Here is an 18,778-nt window from a genome sequence, read left to right on the forward strand (position 1 = left end):
GAGTCGCGCATGCGCATCATCAGCCTGAACGCCAACGGCATCCGCTCGGCCGCGACCAAGGGCGTGTTCGAGTGGCTGCGCCAGCAAAAGGCCGACGTGGTCTGCCTGCAGGAAACCAAAGCGCAGGAGGACCAGCTCGGCGACCCGATGTTCCGTCCCGACGGCCACCACTGCTTCTACCGCGACGCCAGCAGCAAGAAGGGTTATTCCGGCGTGGCGATCTACGCGAAGCGTGAGCCCGACGCGGTGCGCACCGCGCTGGGCTGGGACGCATTCGACAACGAAGGCCGCTACGTCGAGGCGCGCTTCGGCAAGCTCAGCGTGGTGTCGCTGTACGTGCCGTCGGGCACTTCCGGCGACGAACGCCAGCAGTTCAAGTTCAAGGCGATGGACTGGCTCGCGCCGATGCTCGACGAGTGGCTGCACAGCGGCCGCGACTACGTGCTGTGCGGCGACTGGAACATCGTGCGCAGCGAGAAGGACATCAGGAACTGGAAGTCCAACCAGAAGAATTCCGGTTGCCTGCCGGAGGAACGCAGCTGGCTCAACGGCCTGGTCGAGCGCGGCTGGGTGGACAGTTACCGCACATTGCACCCCGAGGGCGAGGACTACACGTGGTGGTCGAACCGCGGCAACGCCCGCGCGAACGACGTGGGCTGGCGCATCGACTACCAGTTCGTCACGCCCGCGCTGGGCCAGCGCCTGAAGCGCTGCGCGATCTACCGCGACGAGCGTTTCTCCGACCACGCGCCGTACACCGTCGACTATGCCGACTGAGGGCGCGGCCGCCGCGCCGGGACAGCGCTGGCGCATTCTCAGCGTTGGCCTGCTGGGCTTCGCCTCCGGTCTGCCGCTGGCGCTGACCAACCCGACCTTGCAGGCGTGGTTCACCACGGCCGGCCTGAGCCTCAGGGACATCGGCTGGGTCACGCTGACTGGCACGGCCTACGTGTTCAAGTTTCTTTGGGCGCCACTGCTCGATCGCTTCCAACTGCCCTGGCTCGGACGTCGTCGTGGGTGGATCGCCTTCATGCAGGCGATCTGCGGCGCCGCATTGATCGCGATGAGTTTCCACACGCCGCAGAAGACGGCAGTGATGCTGGTATTCCTCGCCGTGCTGGTGGCTTTCTCGTCCGCCACCCAGGACATTGCCTACGACGCACATCGCACCGATCTGCTGCGGCCGGAGGAGCGCGGCTGGGGTATCGCCTTCATGCAGGGCGGCTATCGCGCCGCGATGCTGGTGTCCGGCGCGCTGTCGCTGATCCTCGCCGATCACCTGGGCTGGGCCTGGGTGTACCGGCTGATGGGTGCGCTGATGCTGGCGGCGATCCTGGTCACCGTCACTTCACCGGAAGCACCGGACGAACAGCCCACGCGCAGCTTCGCGGAGGCGGTGGTGCAGCCGTTCATGGACTTCTTCGGGCGCTATGGCGTGCTGGCGCTGGCGTGGCTGGCGCTGATGGTGCTGTACAAGCTGTGCGATGCGTTCGCGCTGTCGCTGTCCACCACCTTCCTGCTGCGCGTGCCGCAGTTCTCGCTGACCCAGCTGGGCGCGATCAACAAGACCTTCGGCCTCGCCGCCGGCCTGCTCGGCGCACTGGCTGGCGGCTGGGTGGTGACGCGGATGCGGCTGTTCCCGGCCTTGCTGGTGCTGGGCGTGCTGCAGGCGCTGGTGAACCTGGGCTACATCTGGCTGGTGCACAGCGGTCCGAATCTGCTGGCGCTGGCCATCGTGGTGGGCGCGGAGAACTTCTTCAGCGGCCTCGGCAGCACCGCCTTCGTGGTGCTGGTGACGGCGCTGTGCAACGTGCGCTACTCGGCCACCCAATACGCGCTGCTGTCCTCGCTGTCGGCGGTGGGACGGGTGTTCCTGGGGCCGCTGGCGGCGTGGCTGGTGCCGCAGGTGGGCTGGTCGAACTTCTTCGCGATCACCGCGCTGTCGGCGCTGCCCGGTCTGCTGCTGATTCTCGTGCTGCGCCGCGCGATCGATCGCGCCGAGCTGGCGCGGCCGCACTGAGAGGTTGTGTGTTTTTCAACCTCTCGGCCCGGCCACGGATGGCCGGCCGCGAATCTGGCACTCCAGTGCCTGATTCGCGGGAGCGAGTATGGACATGCGCCGGACTCGCGACTGGAAAATTCCACAGGATGTGGAATTTTTCACAAGCACTGAGCACGGGTTCACGCTGCGGGTGAGGTGCAGGCCACGGATCGGCAGCGTACCGCTTGCCGGGTGTCGCCATGCTGGCATCATCGGCCATGCAGGGGTGCGCCGCGCAAGGAGCCGACGAATGCCCGATCTCGTGATACGCCATGTCGACCATCTGCTGGCCGAACGCATCCAGGCGTTCGCCAAGACGCACCAGTGGAGCCTCAACGAGGTGCTGCTGCATGCGCTGCGGCGCGGCCTCGGTGTCGCCGAAAACGGCCAGCAGGCCGAAACCCTGATCGAGGCCGACGAACTCGCCGTGCTGGCCGGCGCGTGGAACCCGGCCGAACAGGCGGTGTTCCGCGAAACGGTGCAGGCGCTGTCGACGACGCGCGGCGATTCGCTGATGCCGGCCTCGCGCGAGGCCCGGCTGTTCGAGTGAGCCGGCTCCGAGCGCGCCGGCTCAGCGTGGCGCGGGATGGATCGCGCCGAGCTGGCGTGGCCCACGCGCGCCGGTGACCGCGGGCAGGTTGCCGGGCCGACCGAGCAGGCGCTGCCGGGCCAGCCACGCAAACGCGGTGGCTTCGAGGAAATCCGGGTCGACACCGAGCGCTGCCGTGCTCGACAGCGGGCGCGGCGTGAGCAGTTCGGCGAGCCGGCGCATCAGCGCGCCGTTGTGCACGCCGCCACCGCAGGCCAGCACGTCGATCGCATCCGGCGCGTGGCGTGCGATCGCCGCGGCCACGCTGCGCGCGCTGAGTTCCAGCAGGGTGGCCTGCACGTCGGCCGGTGTCAGCGTGGCCACGCGCGGCTGTCCGGCCAGCCAGTCGAGATGGAAGTGCTCGCGGCCGGTGCTCTTGGGTGGCGCCAGCGCGAAATAGGGATCGGCCAGCAGCGCATCGAGCAGGAGTTCGTCGGTCCGGCCGCTGGCGGCGAATGCGCCGTCGCGGTCGAACGCTTCGCCGCGATGGCGCAGGCACCACGCATCCAGCAAGCCGTTCGCGGGGCCGGTGTCGAAGCCGGTCACGCTGCCGTCGGCGCCGAGCACGGTGATGTTCGCGATGCCGCCGAGGTTGAGCACCACGCGCGTGCGACCCGGCGCGGCCAGCAGCATCGCGTGCACGGCCGGCAGCAGCGGCGCACCCTGGCCGCCGGCAGCCACGTCGGCGCGGCGGAAGTCCGCCACCACGGTGATGCCGCAGCGTTCGGCGATCGTGGCCGGATCGCCCAGCTGCAGGGTGAAGGGATGCGCGCCCGCGGGGCGATGGCGCACGGTCTGGCCGTGCGAGCCGATGGCGTGTACCGCCGCGGCGGGCGTGCCGCTGTCGTGCAGCAGCGCCAGCGCGGCGTCGGCGAAACTCTGGCCCAGCGCCACATCCAGCCGTCCGAATGCATCGAGATCCAGCGCGGTTTCGCCCTGCGCCACCGCGAGAATCTCGGCGCGCAGCGCGGTTGGCCAGGGATGCGTGCGTGCGGCCAGCAGGCGCGGGCGCTCCTGCTCGAACGACACCAGCGCGGCATCGATGCCGTCGGCGCTGGTGCCGGAGATCAGGCCGAGGTAGAGCGACGGGGCCTCACTCACGCGGGCGCGACGCTCAGTGGTCGCTGTTCGGCGTGTTGGCGCGGGCCAGCTTGATGCGCTGGTCGATCTGTTCCAGCCGCGCCAGTTCGGGCTTCACCACGGTGGCCTTGAACTTCGCCATCTGGGCCGCGGGCAGCGGCTCGGGCTTGGGCAGGGTCACCGTCTGCGGGTTGCGCTGCACGCCGTCCACGCGGAATTCGTAATGCAGGTGCGGGCCGGTGGCGAGCCCGGTCATGCCGACGTAGCCGATCACCTGGCCCTGCTTCACGCGGGAACCCACGCGCAGGCCCGGCGCGAAGCGCGACATGTGGCCGTACGCGGTGCTGATGTCCTTGTTGTGCTGGATCAACACGAAGTTGCCGTAGCCGTTCTCCCAGCCGTGGTACTTGATCACGCCGTCGCCGGCGGCATGGATCGGCGTACCCGTCGGCGCGGCGTAGTCCACGCCCTTGTGTGCGCGCATGCGGCCCAGGATCGGGTGCATGCGCGCCGCGCTGAAGGTGGAGGAGATGCGGGTGAAGTCCACCGGGATGCGCAGGAAGGACTTCTGCAGCGGCCGGCCGTCCTCGCTGAACCAGCCGTAGTTGCCGTCGGCCTTCCTGAAGCGGTAGGCGGTGTAGCGCTTGCCCTGGTTGACGAACTCGGCGGCCACGATGTCGCCTTCGCCGTAGCGCGCGCCGTCGCGGTAGATGTCGTCGTAGATCACGGTGAAGCTGTCGCCTTCGCGCAGGTCCTGCACGAAGTCGATGTCGTACTTGAACAGGTCGGCGAGCTTGCCCACCATCGCCGCGCTGAGCCCGGCCTGGTCGCCGGCGGCGTAGAGGCTGCTGCGGATCACGCCGTGCGCCACTTCCTCGCGCACGTCCATGTCGCGCGCCTGCAGGGTCAGCGTGGGCTGCGGGCCGTCGAGGCGCACGATCGCGCGGTTGGCCTGGTCCTTGTCGAAGCGGATGCCGCGCAGGCTGCCGCCGGGGCCGAGCAGGAAGTCGAACTCCTCGCCGGGATGGATGTTGTGCAGCGCGGATTTCGCGTCGCCGGCGGCATCCATCACCTTCTGCAGATCGGTCAGGCTGAGCCCGCGGCCGCCGAAGATGTCGGACAGGGTCTGGCCGGGTTGCACCCGCACCACCTGCCAGTCGTCCACGGTGGAAACCGCCGGATCGACCGTGGGCAGTTTCGGCAAGGCCAGCGGCAGCAGGGTGTGCGCCTCGACCGTGGACGCGGGTTTCATCGCGGTGGCCCAGGCCGGCATGATGAAGCCGGAAAGCAGGGTCACCATCAGCGCAGTGCCAGCCAGCACCCAGCGTTCGCGGTGCCAGTGGATCGGCGTGGTGGATGCCGAACGATCGAACGACCAGTGCGCGCAGCGCTCGTAGAAGCTGACGTGCCGACGCTGCGCCTTGCGGCAGATGGCCTGCTTGCGTGCGTGGCGCGCCCCCCGAATTTCCTCACCCATGCTGCGCGAGCCTCGTCGTACAAAGTAACAAACCCGCGTACCATAGTCGCCGCGTGACAAGTGCGTCAATGCCTTTCCCATCAAGGGTTTGCGCTGCGTTTTCGGTTAACGCACAATTAACGTCGAAACGTGATTGCCATCGCCCAAATGGCTGTCATGGCAACCACAAACCCCGAGGAACGCATGAACGAACCCGAGCAGGCGCTGGCCGCGATCGCGCGCGGCGCCGACGAAATCATCAAGCGCGAGGATCTGCTGGAACGGCTGAAGAGCGGTCGTCCGCTGCGCATCAAGGCCGGCTTCGACCCCACCGCGCCGGATCTGCATCTTGGCCACACCGTGTTGCTCAACAAGATGCGCCAGTTCCAGGATCTGGGGCACCAGGTGATCTTCCTGATCGGCGACTTCACCGGCATGATCGGTGATCCCACCGGCAAGAACGTCACGCGCAAGCCGCTCACCCGCGAGGATGTGCTGAAGAACGCCGAGACCTATGCCGCGCAGGTCTACAAGGTGCTCGACCGCGAGAAGACCGAACTGCGCTTCAATTCCGAGTGGTTCGGCCAGATGGGTGCGGCCGACATGATCAAGCTCGCCGCGCAGCACACCGTTGCACGCATGCTGGAACGCGACGACTTCGCCAAGCGCTACGCCGCGCAGCAGCCGATCGCGATCCACGAATTCCTCTATCCGCTGGTGCAGGGCTACGACTCGGTGGCGCTGAAGTGCGACGTCGAGCTCGGTGGCACCGACCAGAAGTTCAACCTGCTGATGGGGCGTGGCTTGCAGGAGCACTTCGGCCAGAAGCCGCAGATCGTGCTCACCATGCCGCTGCTCGAAGGCCTGGACGGCGTCAACAAGATGTCCAAGTCGCTGGGCAACTACATTGGCATCGACGAGCCGGCGATCGACATCGTCACCAAGACCCTGAAGATCGACGACGCGCTGATGTGGCGCTGGTTCGAGCTGCTCAGCTTCGACGTCTCGCTGGACGAACTGGCGCGGATGAGGCGCGAGGTGGAAAGCGGGGCGCTGAATCCGCGCGACGCCAAGCTGCGCCTGGCGCGCGAGCTGGCCACGCGCTTCCACGATGCGGCGGCGGCCGAGCAGGCCATCGCCGGTTGGCATGCGGTGGTGCGCGGCGAAGGTGACACCTCGCTGCTACCGCTCAGCGAGATCGCGGCGCCCGCCGAGGGCCTGCGCCTGCCCGCGTTGCTCACCGCGGCAGGACTCACCGCCAGCAACTCCGAGGCGAACCGCAAGCTCAAGGAGCGCGCGGTGCGCATCGATGCGGAAGTGGTGGAGGACGCGCAGCGCGTGTTCGCTGCCGGCTTCGAAGGCGTGCTGCAGGTGGGCAAGCGCAACTTCGCCCGGGTGCGACTGACCGGCGGTCGAGCGTCATGCGAGGCTTCGTGAGAATGTTTCGCGCAAGATCATAGACTTGCTCGAAGGGGCGAGATTTCTTCTGAGAAATCGCTTGCCAAGATTCGGACGCCTCCCTAGTATTCGCCGCCCCGCTGCTGCATCGGCACGGCGTCCCACCTGCTCGCTGAAGATCCTTCTTCGAAGGTGTTGACGGACCGGAAAGACGATGTATAGTAGGCGGCTCACCGGGACGAAATGTCCCTTGGCGGAAAGTTCCGCGGTGGTTGGATCTTTGACAGTGTGCACAGGTGAATTGTGTGGACGCCTTGCGCTGGCGGGTCGATGACCTGTCCAAGCAATGCAAGCGTCCCACCGAAAGAAAGTCAGTAATGAGTTTCAACGGTTGGGGTCACGCTTCAGAAAGATAGATCATCTTCGGATGGTCGAAAACTTAAGTGAAGAGTTTGATCCTGGCTCAGATTGAACGCTGGCGGCATGCCTAACACATGCAAGTCGAACGGCAGCGCGGGTAGCAATACCTGGCGGCGAGTGGCGGACGGGTGAGTAATGCATCGGGATCTACCCTGACGTGGGGGATAACCTCGGGAAACCGGGACTAATACCGCATACGTCCTACGGGAGAAAGCGGGGGACCTTCGGGCCTCGCGCGGCAGGACGAACCGATGTGCGATTAGCTAGTTGGCGGGGTAATGGCCCACCAAGGCGACGATCGCTAGCTGGTCTGAGAGGATGATCAGCCACACTGGGACTGAGACACGGCCCAGACTCCTACGGGAGGCAGCAGTGGGGAATATTGGACAATGGGCGCAAGCCTGATCCAGCAATGCCGCGTGTGTGAAGAAGGCCTTCGGGTTGTAAAGCACTTTTATCAGGAGCGAAATACTACGGGTTAATAACCCGTGGGGCTGACGGTACCTGAGGAATAAGCACCGGCTAACTTCGTGCCAGCAGCCGCGGTAATACGAAGGGTGCAAGCGTTAATCGGAATTACTGGGCGTAAAGGGTGCGTAGGCGGTTCGTTAAGTCTGTTGTGAAATCCCCGGGCTCAACCTGGGAATGGCAATGGATACTGGCGAGCTAGAGTGTGTCAGAGGATGGTGGAATTCCCGGTGTAGCGGTGAAATGCGTAGAGATCGGGAGGAACATCAGTGGCGAAGGCGGCCATCTGGGACAACACTGACGCTGAAGCACGAAAGCGTGGGGAGCAAACAGGATTAGATACCCTGGTAGTCCACGCCCTAAACGATGCGAACTGGATGTTGGTCTCAACTCGGAGATCAGTGTCGAAGCTAACGCGTTAAGTTCGCCGCCTGGGGAGTACGGTCGCAAGACTGAAACTCAAAGGAATTGACGGGGGCCCGCACAAGCGGTGGAGTATGTGGTTTAATTCGATGCAACGCGAAGAACCTTACCTGGCCTTGACATGTCCGGAATCCTGCAGAGATGCGGGAGTGCCTTCGGGAATCGGAACACAGGTGCTGCATGGCTGTCGTCAGCTCGTGTCGTGAGATGTTGGGTTAAGTCCCGCAACGAGCGCAACCCTTGTCCTTAGTTGCCAGCGAGTAAAGTCGGGAACTCTAAGGAGACTGCCGGTGACAAACCGGAGGAAGGTGGGGATGACGTCAAGTCCTCATGGCCCTTACGGCCAGGGCTACACACGTACTACAATGGTCGGTACAGAGGGTTGCAATACCGCGAGGTGGAGCCAATCCCAGAAAGCCGATCCCAGTCCGGATCGAAGTCTGCAACTCGACTTCGTGAAGTCGGAATCGCTAGTAATCGCGGATCAGCTATGCCGCGGTGAATACGTTCCCGGGCCTTGTACACACCGCCCGTCACACCATGGGAGTGAGTTGCTCCAGAAGCCGTTAGTCTAACCGCAAGGGGGACGACGACCACGGAGTGGTTCATGACTGGGGTGAAGTCGTAACAAGGTAGCCGTATCGGAAGGTGCGGCTGGATCACCTCCTTTCGAGAACGACAGCGCGACTCGTCGCGCAAGACGTCCACACAAGACACCTGTATTTCACGTAACGTCCCAGGAAAGCTTTCCGGGTCTGTAGCTCAGGTGGTTAGAGCGCACCCCTGATAAGGGTGAGGCCGGTGGTTCGAGTCCTCCCAGACCCACCATGACCTGTGCACCTCCTGCGCAAGAAGCCGCACCTCCGTGTGCGGACTCTTCATCAGGCATGGGGCCATAGCTCAGCTGGGAGAGCACCTGCTTTGCAAGCAGGGGGTCGTCGGTTCGATCCCGACTGGCTCCACCATGGCGACGCGTGAAATCCAAGCACACGAAAAGATTTGAAGCGAGGCGGCGTTGAGGCCGTTCTTGTGTTCTTTGAAAACTGGCAAACGAGTGACAAGCGTCTTGGTTCGAACCGAACCGAGACATGTGTTGAGGCACGTAACAGGTGGTTTGAAAGTATGGCCCCGAGGCGACTTGGGGTTATATGGTCAAGCGACCAAGCGTATACGGTGGATGCCTTGGCAGTCAGAGGCGATGAAGGACGTGGCAGCCTGCGAAAAGTGTCGGGGAGCTGGCAACAAGCTTTGATCCGGCAATGTCCGAATGGGGAAACCCACCGCGCAAGCGGTATCCGTAACTGAATTCATAGGTTGCGGAGGCGAACCCGGGGAACTGAAATATCTAAGTACCCGGAGGAAAAGAAATCAACCGAGATTCCCTCAGTAGCGACGAGCGAACGGGGACTAGCCCAAAAGTGCACAGTGTTTTAGTCGAAGGGTCTGGAAAGGCCCGCCGCAGACGGTGATAGCCCGGTAGACGAAAGGGCACCGTGCATGAAATTGAGTAGGGCGGGGCACGAGAAACCCTGTCTGAACATGGGGGGACCATCCTCCAAGGCTAAATACTCCTGACTGACCGATAGCGAACAAGTACCGTGAGGGAAAGGCGAAAAGAACCCCGGAGAGGGGAGTGAAATAGACCCTGAAACCGTATACGTACAAGCAGTGGAAGCCCGCAAGGGTGACTGCGTACCTTTTGTATAATGGGTCAGCGACTTACTGTCAGTGGCAAGCTTAACCGTCTAGGGGAGGCGAAGGGAAACCGAGTCTGAATAGGGCGCATAGTCTCTGGCAGTAGACCCGAAACCGAGTGATCTATCCATGGCCAGGTTGAAGGTGCGGTAACACGCACTGGAGGACCGAACCCACATCTGTTGCAATAGATGGGGATGAGCTGTGGATAGGAGTGAAAGGCTAAACAAACTCGGAGATAGCTGGTTCTCCTCGAAAGCTATTTAGGTAGCGCCTCGGACGAATCTTCCTGGGGGTAGAGCACTGTTATGGCTAGCGGGTCATCGCGACTTAGCAAACCATGGCAAACTCCGAATACCAGGACAGACTATCCGGGAGACACACGGCGGGTGCTAACGTCCGTCGTGAAAAGGGAAACAACCCAGACCCGCAGCTAAGGTCCCCAAGTTCTAGCTAAGTGGAAAACGATGTGGAAAGGCATAGACAGCCAGGAGGTTGGCTTAGAAGCAGCCATCCTTTAAAGAAAGCGTAATAGCTCACTGGTCGAGTCGGTCTGCGCGGAAGATTTAACGGGGCTAAGCTAGACACCGAAGCTCGGGGTGCACACTTTGTGTGCGCGGTAGAGGAGCGTTCCGTAAGCCTGTGAAGGTGAGTTGAGAAGCTTGCTGGAGGTATCGGAAGTGCGAATGCTGACATGAGTAACGATAATGCGGGTGAAAAGCCCGCACGCCGAAAGCCCAAGGTTTCCTCGCGCAACGTTCATCGGCGCAGGGTGAGTCGGCCCCTAAGGCGAGGCAGAAATGCGTAGTCGATGGGAAGCAGGTTAATATTCCTGCACTTTTCTACAGTGCGATGTGGGGACGGAGAAGGTTAGGTCTACCGGGCGTTGGTTGTCCCGGGGAAAGGCGGTAGGCATGGGTCTTAGGCAAATCCGGGACCCTTTATGCCGAGCACCGAGACGAGCCCTTTTGGGCGAAGTGACTGATACCACGCTTCCAGGAAAAGCCACTAAGCTTCAGCTGTAGAAAAACCGTACCGTAAACCGACACTGGTAGGCAGGGTGAGAATCCCAAGGCGCTTGAGAGAACTCGGGTGAAGGAACTAGGCAAAATGGCACCGTAACTTCGGGAGAAGGTGCGCCTGCCGATGTGGTCACATGCGTGACTGAGCATTGGCAGGTCGCAGTAACCTGGCCGCTGCGACTGTTTATCAAAAACACAGCACTCTGCAAACACGAAAGTGGACGTATAGGGTGTGACGCCTGCCCGGTGCTGGAAGGTTAATTGATGGGGTCAGCCGCAAGGCGAAGCTCTTGATCGAAGCCCCAGTAAACGGCGGCCGTAACTATAACGGTCCTAAGGTAGCGAAATTCCTTGTCGGGTAAGTTCCGACCTGCACGAATGGCGTAACGACAGCGGCGCTGTCTCCACCCGAGACTCAGTGAAATTGAAATCGCTGTGAAGATGCAGCGTTCCCGCGGCAAGACGGAAAGACCCCGTGAACCTTTACTATAGCTTTACACTGAACGTTGAGTTCTTCTGTGTAGGATAGGTGGGAGGCTACGAAACCGAGACGCCAGTTTCGGTGGAGCCATCCTTGAAATACCACCCTGAAGTGCTTGACGTTCTAACCTCGGCCCGTAATCCGGGTCAGGGACCGTGTATGGTGGGTAGTTTGACTGGGGCGGTCTCCTCCCAAAGAGTAACGGAGGAGCACGAAGGTACGCTCAGCGCGGTCGGACATCGCGCACTGTGTGCAAAGGCATAAGCGTGCTTGACTGCAAGATCGACGGATCAAGCAGGTACGAAAGTAGGTCTTAGTGATCCGGTGGTTCTGTATGGAAGGGCCATCGCTCAACGGATAAAAGGTACTCCGGGGATAACAGGCTGATACCGCCCAAGAGTTCATATCGACGGCGGTGTTTGGCACCTCGATGTCGGCTCATCACATCCTGGGGCTGTAGCCGGTCCCAAGGGTATGGCTGTTCGCCATTTAAAGTGGTACGCGAGCTGGGTTCAGAACGTCGTGAGACAGTTCGGTCCCTATCTGTCGTGGGCGTTGGAGATTTGAGGGGGGCTGCTCCTAGTACGAGAGGACCGGAGTGGACGTTCCGCTGGTGTTCGGGTTGTCTCGCCAGAGGCATTGCCCGGTAGCTATGAACGGAAGCGATAACCGCTGAAAGCATCTAAGCGGGAAGCGCGCCCCAAGATGAGATCTCCCGAGAGCTTGACTCTCCTTAAGGCACCATCAAGACCAGGTGGTTGATAGGCGCGATGTGGACGTGCAGCAATGCATTGAGCTTACGCGTACTAATGAGCCGTGCGGCTTGACCATATAACCCCAAGTGGCCTTCACCACGTTTCCCGGTACGTCAAACCCGGACGCTTGTCACTCGTTTGCCAAAGTATTGAAGCCGGCGCAACTGCGCTGCTTCAACCCCTTCCCTGGCGGCCATAGCGCTGTGGTCCCACCCGATCCCATCCCGAACTCGGAAGTGAAACGCAGCCGCGCCGATGGTAGTGTGCATCTCGCATGCAAGAGTAGGTCACCGCCAGGGGCTTTATCCCTCAAACGCCTTCACCGATTCCGGTGAGGGCGTTTGTTTTTGGGCGGGTCTGGCTCACAGGACCGTGTGAAGCGTCCTCGTTGGCCAGTTTCAGCCATCGTGCCGGCGCCGCAATCACCTATCATGCCGTGACGGCGATGGCAGCGGAGCGCGATCTTGTTCGTACATGTCGAGACACGCCGGCGCCGGCAATGGCAATGGGCCACACTGCTCATCGTCATCGTTTGCGTGCTCTGCTTCGTACGCCTGGCCTTGATGCCCTTGCCGCAGCGACTCGCGATGCTGCAGGAATGGGGCACGGTGCCGGCCAGCATCTTCAATGCGCACGAATCGCTGTGGCCGCAACTGACCGACCCCTCGCTGCTGCGCCTGTTCACCGCGCTGTTCATCCACGTCACCTGGCTGCACCTGCTCAGCAACCTGCTGTTCCTGGTGATCTTCGGCTTGCCGGGCGAACGCGCGCTGGGTTCGCTGCGCTTTCTGCTGCTGTTCGTGATTGGTGGCATCGTGGCGAACCTGATCGGCGCGCTGTCGCTCGCTGGCGTGCGCTTGCCGATCATCGGCTGCAGTGGCGCTGTGTCGGCGGTGGTCGGCACCTACGTGGCGCTGTTTCCGCGTGCGCGCCTGGGTCTGGTGCTGCCGCTGGGCCTGTATCTGGAATTCGTGCGGGTGCCGGCCTTCCTGCTGATCGGCATCTGGGTGCTGCTGCAGCTGCTCTTCAGCTACGCCGGCCCCAGTTACGGCGCCTACGTGTGGTGGGCGCACATCGGTGGCTTCGTGTTCGGCCTGGTGTTCGCGTTGTTCTCGCGCGATGCGATCGCGCGGCGCCTGCGCCATTGAGCCTCAGCGGTGGCGAGCGCCATGGGACAGCCCATGGTGATGCGCGAAGCGCAGCAACAGATCGCGCGCGATCGGCGTGGCAGCCACCTCGCGAAAACTGCGTTGCGGGTCGAAGCCCTCGCGGTGCATGTCGGTGCGCTTGCGGCGGATGTAGGCGCGCATCACGTCGGCACTGAATTCCGGATGGAACTGCGTGCTGAGCGCATGCGGACCGTAGCGCAGCAACTGGTGCGGATCACGCGCCGAACGAGCCAGCACCACGGCGCCGGACGGCGCCTCCAGCACGCTCTGCTCGTGCGTGGTGTGGGCGCGAAAGCTCGTCGGCAGCCGGGCGGCCAGCGGGTCATGGGCGGTAGTGGCCAGTGTCTCGATCGGTTGCGTGCCGATCTCGCGGCCGCCGGGCAGGTAATCGACACGACCGCCCAGCGCATGCGCCATCAGCTGATGGCCGAAGCAGACGCCGAACAGCGGCAGCTCCGCGTCCATCGCGTGGCGGATCCAGCCGGCCGTGCGCTCGCTCCAGGCGGCGCGTTCGGTGACCATCGCCGCGGAGCCGGTGATGATCGCGCCGGCCACGGCGTCCGGTGCGGGCAATGCATCGCCGGCCGCGACGTCGACGACCTGCAGGCGCCGCAACGGCAGCTGCGCGCCAAGCCGGAACCAGTGCGGGAAATCGCCGTGACGGGCACGGATGGCGTCCGGCGCGCGGCCGGTGCGGATGATAAGGACGGGTTTCATGCGGGATCGGATGGGGGAGTCGGTACGTGTTCGTCGGGTGCTTCGATCGGCGGCAGCACGGCCAGCACTTCCTGCACCGTGGTGAGTCCACGCGCGACCTGCTCGGCGGCGGAGATGCGTAGCGGCCGCATGCCCTCGGACAGCGCGGTCTGGCCGAAGTTGCCCAGTTCCAGCTGTGCCGCAATCAATCCGCGCAGCCGCGGCGAGATCGGCATCATCTCGTAGATGCCGGTGCGGCCCATGAAGCCGGTGTTGCGGCACTCCAGGCAGCCCACCGGCGCACACACTTTCTCGGGCACGGGCAACGACCAGCCATGGGTGAGCGCGGCCCATTCATGCGGGTCCTGCATGGCTTCCCGCTTGCAGTAGGGGCACAAGGTGCGCACCAGTCGCTGCGCGACCACGCCGGTGAGCGTGGACTGGATCAGGTAATGCGGCACGCCGAGATCGAGCAGGCGCGTCACCGCGCTGGGTGCGTCGTTGGTGTGCAGGGTGGAGAGCACCAGATGGCCGGTGAGCGAGGCCTGCACCGCCATCTGCGCGGTCTCGAGGTCGCGGATCTCGCCGACCATGATGATGTCCGGGTCCTGCCTGAGCAGGGTGCGCACGCCGGCGGCGAAGTCGAGATCGATCGAAGGCTGCACCTGCATCTGGTTGAACTCGGGCGAGACCATCTCGATCGGGTCTTCCACCGTGCACACGTTCATCGCTGGCGTGGCCAGGTGCTTCAGCGTCGAATACAACGTGGTGGTCTTGCCCGAGCCAGTGGGGCCGGTGACCAGCACGATGCCGTGCGGCCGCTCCACCATGTGCCGCCATTGCGTCGCCTCGCTCGCGGAGAAGCCGAGCTGGGCGAAATCCTTCACCACCAGATCGGGATCGAAGATGCGCAGCACCATCTTCTCGCCGAACGCGGTGGGCATGCTGGAAACGCGCAGCTCCACTTCACGCCCGGTCGACGAGCGGGTCTTGATGCGGCCGTCCTGCGGACGACGCTTCTCGGCCACATCCATGCGCGCGAGGATCTTGATGCGTGCGGTCACCGCGCTCATCACCGGCGGCGGCAGCTCGAACACCTTGTGCATCACGCCGTCGATGCGGAAACGCATCTGGCCCGTCTCGCGGCGCGGCTCCAAGTGGATGTCCGAGGCGCGCTGCTCGAACGCGTACTGCAGCAGCCAGTCCACGATGTGAACCACGTGGCGGTCGTCAGCGCCCACCTCGCCGCTCTTGCCCAGTTCGACCAACTGCTCGAAGTTGAGGATCGCCGAGGTGTCGTAGCCGCCGTTCGCCTTCGCGTCCTGGGCCAGCTGGATCGAGCGTTGGACGCCGTAGAACTCCTGCAGGTAGCGGTTGATGTCGATGGGACTCGACACCACCCGGTGCACGTCCCGCCGCAGCATGTGCGAGAGGTCGGCGGCCCAGGCGGCGTCGAAGGGCTCGGCGGTGGCGAAGGTCACCTCGCCGGTCGCGGCCGCCACCGGCAGGATGCGGTGGCGCTGCGCGTAGGCGTGACTCACCACCTGGGTGACCGCGGCCACGTTGACCTTCATCGGGTCGATCTTGAGGTAGGGCAGCCCGGCATGCCCGGCCAGCCATTCGACCAGGGCTTCGAGGCTGAGCGGGCGGCCGGGTTCGCGCCGGTTCGGCAGCTTCGCATTGGCGATCAGCACCAACGGATGCAGTTCCACTGCGCTGCGGCCGGAACGCGAACCCAAGCGCACCTGCTTGGCGTCTTCGGCGCCCAGGTAGCCGTCGACCACCAGCGCGGCGAGCAGTTCGTCCAGTTCCAGTCGGCCGCGACGGCCGAGCAGGCTTGCGATTTGCGGTGATGCGGCCATCCGGACAACTCCCCCGAAGGCGCGGCACAACGGCGAAAAACCGCGCTGCCGCTATACTAACGCGCTTTGTTCACGGTCACGGAAAGCCATGTCCGCACGTACCTTCCAGGATGTGATCCAGACCCTCAACCGCTATTGGGCGGCGCAGGGTTGCGTGCTGCTGCAGCCGCTCGACACCGAGGTCGGCGCCGGCACCTTCCATCCCGCCACCTTCCTGCGTTCGCTCGGTCCCGAGCCTTGGGCGGCGGCCTACGTGCAGCCTTCGCGCCGCCCCACCGACGGCCGCTACGGCGAGAACCCGAACCGTCTGCAGCATTACTACCAGTACCAGGTGGTGATGAAGCCGAACCCCGAGAACATCCTGGATTTGTACATTGGCTCACTGAAGGAACTGGGCCTCGACCCGCTGGTGCACGACCTGCGCTTCGTCGAGGACAACTGGGAATCGCCCACGCTCGGCGCCTGGGGCCTGGGTTGGGAAGTGTGGTTGAACGGCATGGAGGTTACCCAGTTCACCTACTTCCAGCAGGCGGGCGGCCTCGAGTGCCGGCCGGTCACCGGCGAGATCACCTACGGCCTCGAACGCCTGGCGATGTACCTGCAGAACGTGGACAACGTTTATGACCTGATCTGGACGGAAGGTCCGCACGGCAAAGTCACGTATGGCGATGTCTTCCATCAGAACGAAGTCGAGCAGAGCACCTACAACTTCGAGCACGCGAACGTGCCGGAATTGTTCCGCTGGTTCGACGTGTGCGAGGCCACCGCGAACCAGTTGATCGCCGCGAACCTGCCGCTGCCGGCCTACGAGCAGGTGATGAAGGCCAGCCACACGTTCAACCTGCTCGACGCGCGCCGTGCGATCAGCGTCACCGAACGCCAGCGCTACATCCTGCGCGTGCGCACGCTGTCGCGCAGCGTGGCCGAGACCTACGTGGCGCAGCGCGAGAAGCTCGGCTTCCCGGGCCTGAAGAAGCACACCAAGGAGCAGGCCGCATGAGCGCCGCCAAGTCGCTGCTGATCGAACTGGGCACCGAGGAACTGCCACCGAAGGCGCTCGACGAATTGTCCGCCGCGTTCGCGCGCGGCATCTGCGACGGCCTGGCGAAGCGCGGCATCGAGGCCGCGCTGGACAAGGCAAAGGCGTATTGCTCGCCGCGGCGCCTGGCCGTCCATGTGCCGCGTGTCGCTGCGATGCAGCCGGAGCAGTCGGTCGAGCGTCGCGGTCCGGCGGTCAACGCCGCGCTGGATGCGGAAGGCAAGCCCGGCAAGGCCTTGCTGGGTTTTGCGCAGTCCTGCGGCGTCACCGTGGAGCAACTGGAAAAGCTCGAAACCGACAAGGGCGCGTGGTTCGTGTTCCGCGCGGTGAAGCCGGGCCAGTCGCTGGCGTCGTTGCTGCCGGAAATCGTGGACGAGGCGCTCAAGGGCCTGCCGATCCCGCGGCCGATGCGCTGGGCCGACCACGACTACGCCTTCGTGCGACCCGTGCACTGGCTGGTGATGCTGCACGGCGCAGACATCGTCGATGGCGAAGTGCTGGGTCAGGCCAGTGGTCGCAAGTCGCGCGGTCATCGCTTCATGCACCCGCAACCGGTGCACGTGGCCGATGCCGATGGCTGGCTCGACGCGACGCGCAGCGCCAGGGTGCTGGCCGACCCGGCCGAGCGACGCGCCCGCGTCCGTGACGAAGTGGCGCGCGTGGCGAAGGAAACCGGCGGCGTGCCACGGCTGGACGAGTCGTTGCTCGACGAGATCGCGAACCTCACCGAATGGCCGGTGGCGATCGCGTGCAGCTTCGAGCGCGGCTTCCTCGCCGTGCCGCAGGAAGCGCTGGTCACCACCATGGAGACCAACCAGAAGTTCGTGCCGGTGTTCGACGCGGGCGGCAAGCTCACCGGGCATTTCATCGGCATCGCCAACATCGAGTCGAAGCAACCCGCCGAGATCCGCAAGGGCTACGAGCGGGTGATCCGCCCGCGCTTCGCCGACGCGAAGTTTTTCTGGGACGAGGACCTGAAGACGCCGTTGGCGAGTTATCAGGAACAGCTCAAGCACGTCACCTACCAGCAGGCGCTGGGCAGCCTGTGGGACAAGAGCGTGCGCGTGGCCGAACTGGCGCGCATCGTCGCGAACCGTGTCGGCGTCGATGCCGGCGCTGCCACCCGCGCGGCCAGCTTGGGCAAGTGCGATCTGCTCACCCGCATGGTGGGCGAGTTCCCCGAGCTGCAGGGCGTGATGGGTCGGTACTACGCCAGCCACGACGGCGAAGCGGCCGAAGTGGCCGCGGCGCTGGACAGCGGCTACCAACCGCGTTTCGCGCGCGACGGCATCGCCAGCGACAAGCTTGGCCAGGTGCTGGCGGTGGCCGAACGCCTCGACACGCTGGCCGGCATCTTCGCGGTCGGCATGAAGCCCAGCGGCAACAAGGACCCGTTTGCCCTGCGTCGTGCCGCGCTGGGTCTGGCGCGCACCCTGATCGAGGGTGGGCTGGAACTGAATCTGCCCGGTGTGTTCGTCGAGGCGCTGGAGCTGCTGCCCGAAGCTGCCTTGGTGGCCGGCGTGAAGCCCGGCAAGGACGGCAAGCCGCCTGCGGTCGACATCGGCCAGCGGCGCGCGGCGCTGGTGACCGAGCTGGTCGACTTCGTGCTGGATCGCCTGCGCGGCTATTACGCGGAGCAGGGCTGCCCGGCCGAGGCCTACGAGGCCGTGCTCGCGGTGCGACCGGACACGCTGCCCGATTTCGATCGTCGCCTGCACGCCGTGGTCGAGTTCGGCCACTTGCCGGAGGCGGCCAGCCTCGCCGCGGCGAACAAGCGGGTAGCGAACATCCTGCGCAAGCAGGCCGAGGAGGGCGGTGAGCCTGTGCCGGCGCACGACGTCGACCCGGCTCATTTCGAAGGCGATGCCGAGCGCAGCTTGGCCGCTGCGCTTGAAGCGGCAGGCAAGGAGACTTCCGAGGCGTTGCGGCGCGGCGACTACACCAGCGTGCTGAAGCGGCTCGCGCAGCTGCAGGCGCCGGTGGACGCGTTCTTCGAGCAGGTGCTGGTGAATGCCGAGGACCCGGCGGTGCGCCGCAACCGTCTCGCCCTGCTGGAACGGCTCAAGGCCGCGTTCGGCGCGGTGGCCGACATCGCGCTGCTGCGCGGGTGATCTTAGCGATCACCCTCGACCGCGCGATCAGGCGTCGGTCGCCCGTGCTCTTCAGCAACAAAAACGCGGCGAT

At 64.2% G+C, this 18,778-nt stretch carries 11 protein-coding genes, 2 tRNA genes and 3 rRNA genes; 12 read left to right on the forward strand and 4 right to left on the reverse strand.

Going from position 1 to position 18,778, the window contains the following annotated elements; all coding sequences use genetic code 11:
* Nucleotides 1–9 precede the first annotated feature (9 nt).
* From AB7878_RS09730 to AB7878_RS09740, 3 genes are all read left to right on the forward strand, one after another.
* Nucleotides 10–777, forward strand: coding sequence for an exodeoxyribonuclease III (locus AB7878_RS09730; RefSeq protein ID WP_369494174.1), 768 nt, complete (start codon nt 10–12; stop codon nt 775–777).
* A complete protein-coding gene (locus AB7878_RS09735) occupies nt 767–2,020 on the forward strand; it encodes an AmpG family muropeptide MFS transporter (RefSeq protein WP_369494175.1) in 1,254 nt (417 codons plus the stop codon). Before AB7878_RS09730 ends, AB7878_RS09735 begins: the two co-directional genes overlap by 11 nt.
* A gap of 271 nt (nt 2,021–2,291) precedes the next feature.
* The gene (locus tag AB7878_RS09740) at nt 2,292–2,591 is read left to right on the forward strand and encodes a hypothetical protein (protein ID WP_369494176.1); all 300 of its coding nucleotides are present in this window, start codon (nt 2,292–2,294) and stop codon (nt 2,589–2,591) included.
* A 21-nt stretch (nt 2,592–2,612) separates the two neighbouring features.
* Here the strand turns inward: AB7878_RS09740 and AB7878_RS09745 are convergent, their stop codons facing one another.
* Both AB7878_RS09745 and AB7878_RS09750 read right to left on the reverse strand, forming a co-directional pair.
* Nucleotides 2,613–3,731 (reverse strand): anhydro-N-acetylmuramic acid kinase, encoded by a 1,119-nt coding sequence (locus AB7878_RS09745; RefSeq protein ID WP_369494177.1) that lies wholly within the window; start codon nt 3,729–3,731, stop codon nt 2,613–2,615.
* Between the two features lie 13 nt (nt 3,732–3,744).
* Nucleotides 3,745–5,187, reverse strand: coding sequence for an OapA family protein (locus AB7878_RS09750; protein WP_369494178.1), 1,443 nt, complete (start codon nt 5,185–5,187; stop codon nt 3,745–3,747).
* Between the two features lie 183 nt (nt 5,188–5,370).
* Here AB7878_RS09750 and tyrS point away from each other — a divergent pair, with 183 nt between their 5' ends.
* From tyrS to AB7878_RS09785, 7 genes are all read left to right on the forward strand, one after another.
* Complete coding sequence (gene tyrS / locus AB7878_RS09755) at nt 5,371–6,603, forward strand: tyrosine--tRNA ligase (protein WP_369494179.1); 1,233 nt, start codon at nt 5,371–5,373, stop codon at nt 6,601–6,603.
* Nucleotides 6,604–7,004: 401 nt separating this feature from the next.
* Nucleotides 7,005–8,545 (forward strand): 16S ribosomal RNA (locus AB7878_RS09760).
* An 81-nt stretch (nt 8,546–8,626) separates the two neighbouring features.
* Nucleotides 8,627–8,703 (forward strand) — tRNA-Ile (locus AB7878_RS09765).
* A gap of 61 nt (nt 8,704–8,764) precedes the next feature.
* Nucleotides 8,765–8,840 (forward strand) — tRNA-Ala (locus tag AB7878_RS09770).
* A 185-nt stretch (nt 8,841–9,025) separates the two neighbouring features.
* A 23S ribosomal RNA gene (locus AB7878_RS09775) occupies nt 9,026–11,904 on the forward strand.
* Nucleotides 11,905–12,013: 109 nt separating this feature from the next.
* Nucleotides 12,014–12,127: ribosomal RNA gene (gene rrf / locus AB7878_RS09780) — 5S ribosomal RNA — on the forward strand.
* The 16S, 23S and 5S rRNA genes sit together here with 2 tRNA genes alongside, the layout of an rRNA operon.
* Before the next feature lie 165 nt (nt 12,128–12,292).
* Nucleotides 12,293–12,976, forward strand: a complete 684-nt coding sequence (locus AB7878_RS09785; protein WP_369494180.1) for a rhomboid family intramembrane serine protease — start codon at nt 12,293–12,295, stop codon at nt 12,974–12,976.
* 3 nt (nt 12,977–12,979) lie between these two features.
* On the opposite strand, the gene AB7878_RS09790 is transcribed toward AB7878_RS09785, so the two are convergent.
* Together AB7878_RS09790 and tfpB are read right to left on the reverse strand one after the other, a co-directional pair.
* A complete protein-coding gene (locus AB7878_RS09790) occupies nt 12,980–13,714 on the reverse strand; it encodes a glutamine amidotransferase (RefSeq protein WP_369494181.1) in 735 nt (244 codons plus the stop codon).
* Nucleotides 13,711–15,555, reverse strand: a complete 1,845-nt coding sequence (gene tfpB, locus AB7878_RS09795; protein ID WP_369494182.1) for a type IV pilus assembly ATPase TfpB — start codon at nt 15,553–15,555, stop codon at nt 13,711–13,713. Before tfpB ends, AB7878_RS09790 begins: the two co-directional genes overlap by 4 nt.
* An 88-nt stretch (nt 15,556–15,643) precedes the next feature.
* On the opposite strand from tfpB, the gene glyQ reads away from it, so the two are divergent.
* Both glyQ and glyS read left to right on the forward strand, forming a co-directional pair.
* The gene (gene glyQ / locus AB7878_RS09800; RefSeq protein WP_369494183.1) at nt 15,644–16,555 is read left to right on the forward strand and encodes a glycine--tRNA ligase subunit alpha; all 912 of its coding nucleotides are present in this window, start codon (nt 15,644–15,646) and stop codon (nt 16,553–16,555) included.
* Nucleotides 16,552–18,705, forward strand: a complete 2,154-nt coding sequence (glyS, locus tag AB7878_RS09805; RefSeq protein WP_369494184.1) for a glycine--tRNA ligase subunit beta — start codon at nt 16,552–16,554, stop codon at nt 18,703–18,705. The genes glyQ and glyS overlap by 4 nt, the downstream gene beginning before the upstream one ends.
* The last annotated feature ends 73 nt before the right edge of the window (nt 18,706–18,778 follow it).

It is taken from the genome of Rhodanobacter humi (genome assembly GCF_041107455.1).
Lineage (GTDB): Bacteria > Pseudomonadota > Gammaproteobacteria > Xanthomonadales > Rhodanobacteraceae > Rhodanobacter_A.

Excerpts from the sequence above, each read along its gene's own strand:
- AB7878_RS09730 (WP_369494174.1), top strand. The coding sequence starts at position 10 with ATGCGCATCATCAGCCTGAACGCCAACGGCATCCGCTCGGCCGCGACC.
- AB7878_RS09735 (WP_369494175.1), top strand. The coding sequence starts at position 767 with ATGCCGACTGAGGGCGCGGCCGCCGCGCCGGGACAGCGCTGGCGCATT.
- AB7878_RS09790 (WP_369494181.1), bottom strand. The coding sequence starts at position 13,714 with ATGAAACCCGTCCTTATCATCCGCACCGGCCGCGCGCCGGACGCCATC.
- tfpB (WP_369494182.1), bottom strand. The coding sequence starts at position 15,555 with ATGGCCGCATCACCGCAAATCGCAAGCCTGCTCGGCCGTCGCGGCCGA.
- tyrS (WP_369494179.1), top strand. The coding sequence starts at position 5,371 with ATGAACGAACCCGAGCAGGCGCTGGCCGCGATCGCGCGCGGCGCCGAC.
- glyQ (WP_369494183.1), top strand. The coding sequence starts at position 15,644 with ATGTCCGCACGTACCTTCCAGGATGTGATCCAGACCCTCAACCGCTAT.
- glyS (WP_369494184.1), top strand. The coding sequence starts at position 16,552 with ATGAGCGCCGCCAAGTCGCTGCTGATCGAACTGGGCACCGAGGAACTG.
- AB7878_RS09750 (WP_369494178.1), bottom strand. The coding sequence starts at position 5,187 with ATGGGTGAGGAAATTCGGGGGGCGCGCCACGCACGCAAGCAGGCCATC.
- AB7878_RS09740 (WP_369494176.1), top strand. The coding sequence starts at position 2,292 with ATGCCCGATCTCGTGATACGCCATGTCGACCATCTGCTGGCCGAACGC.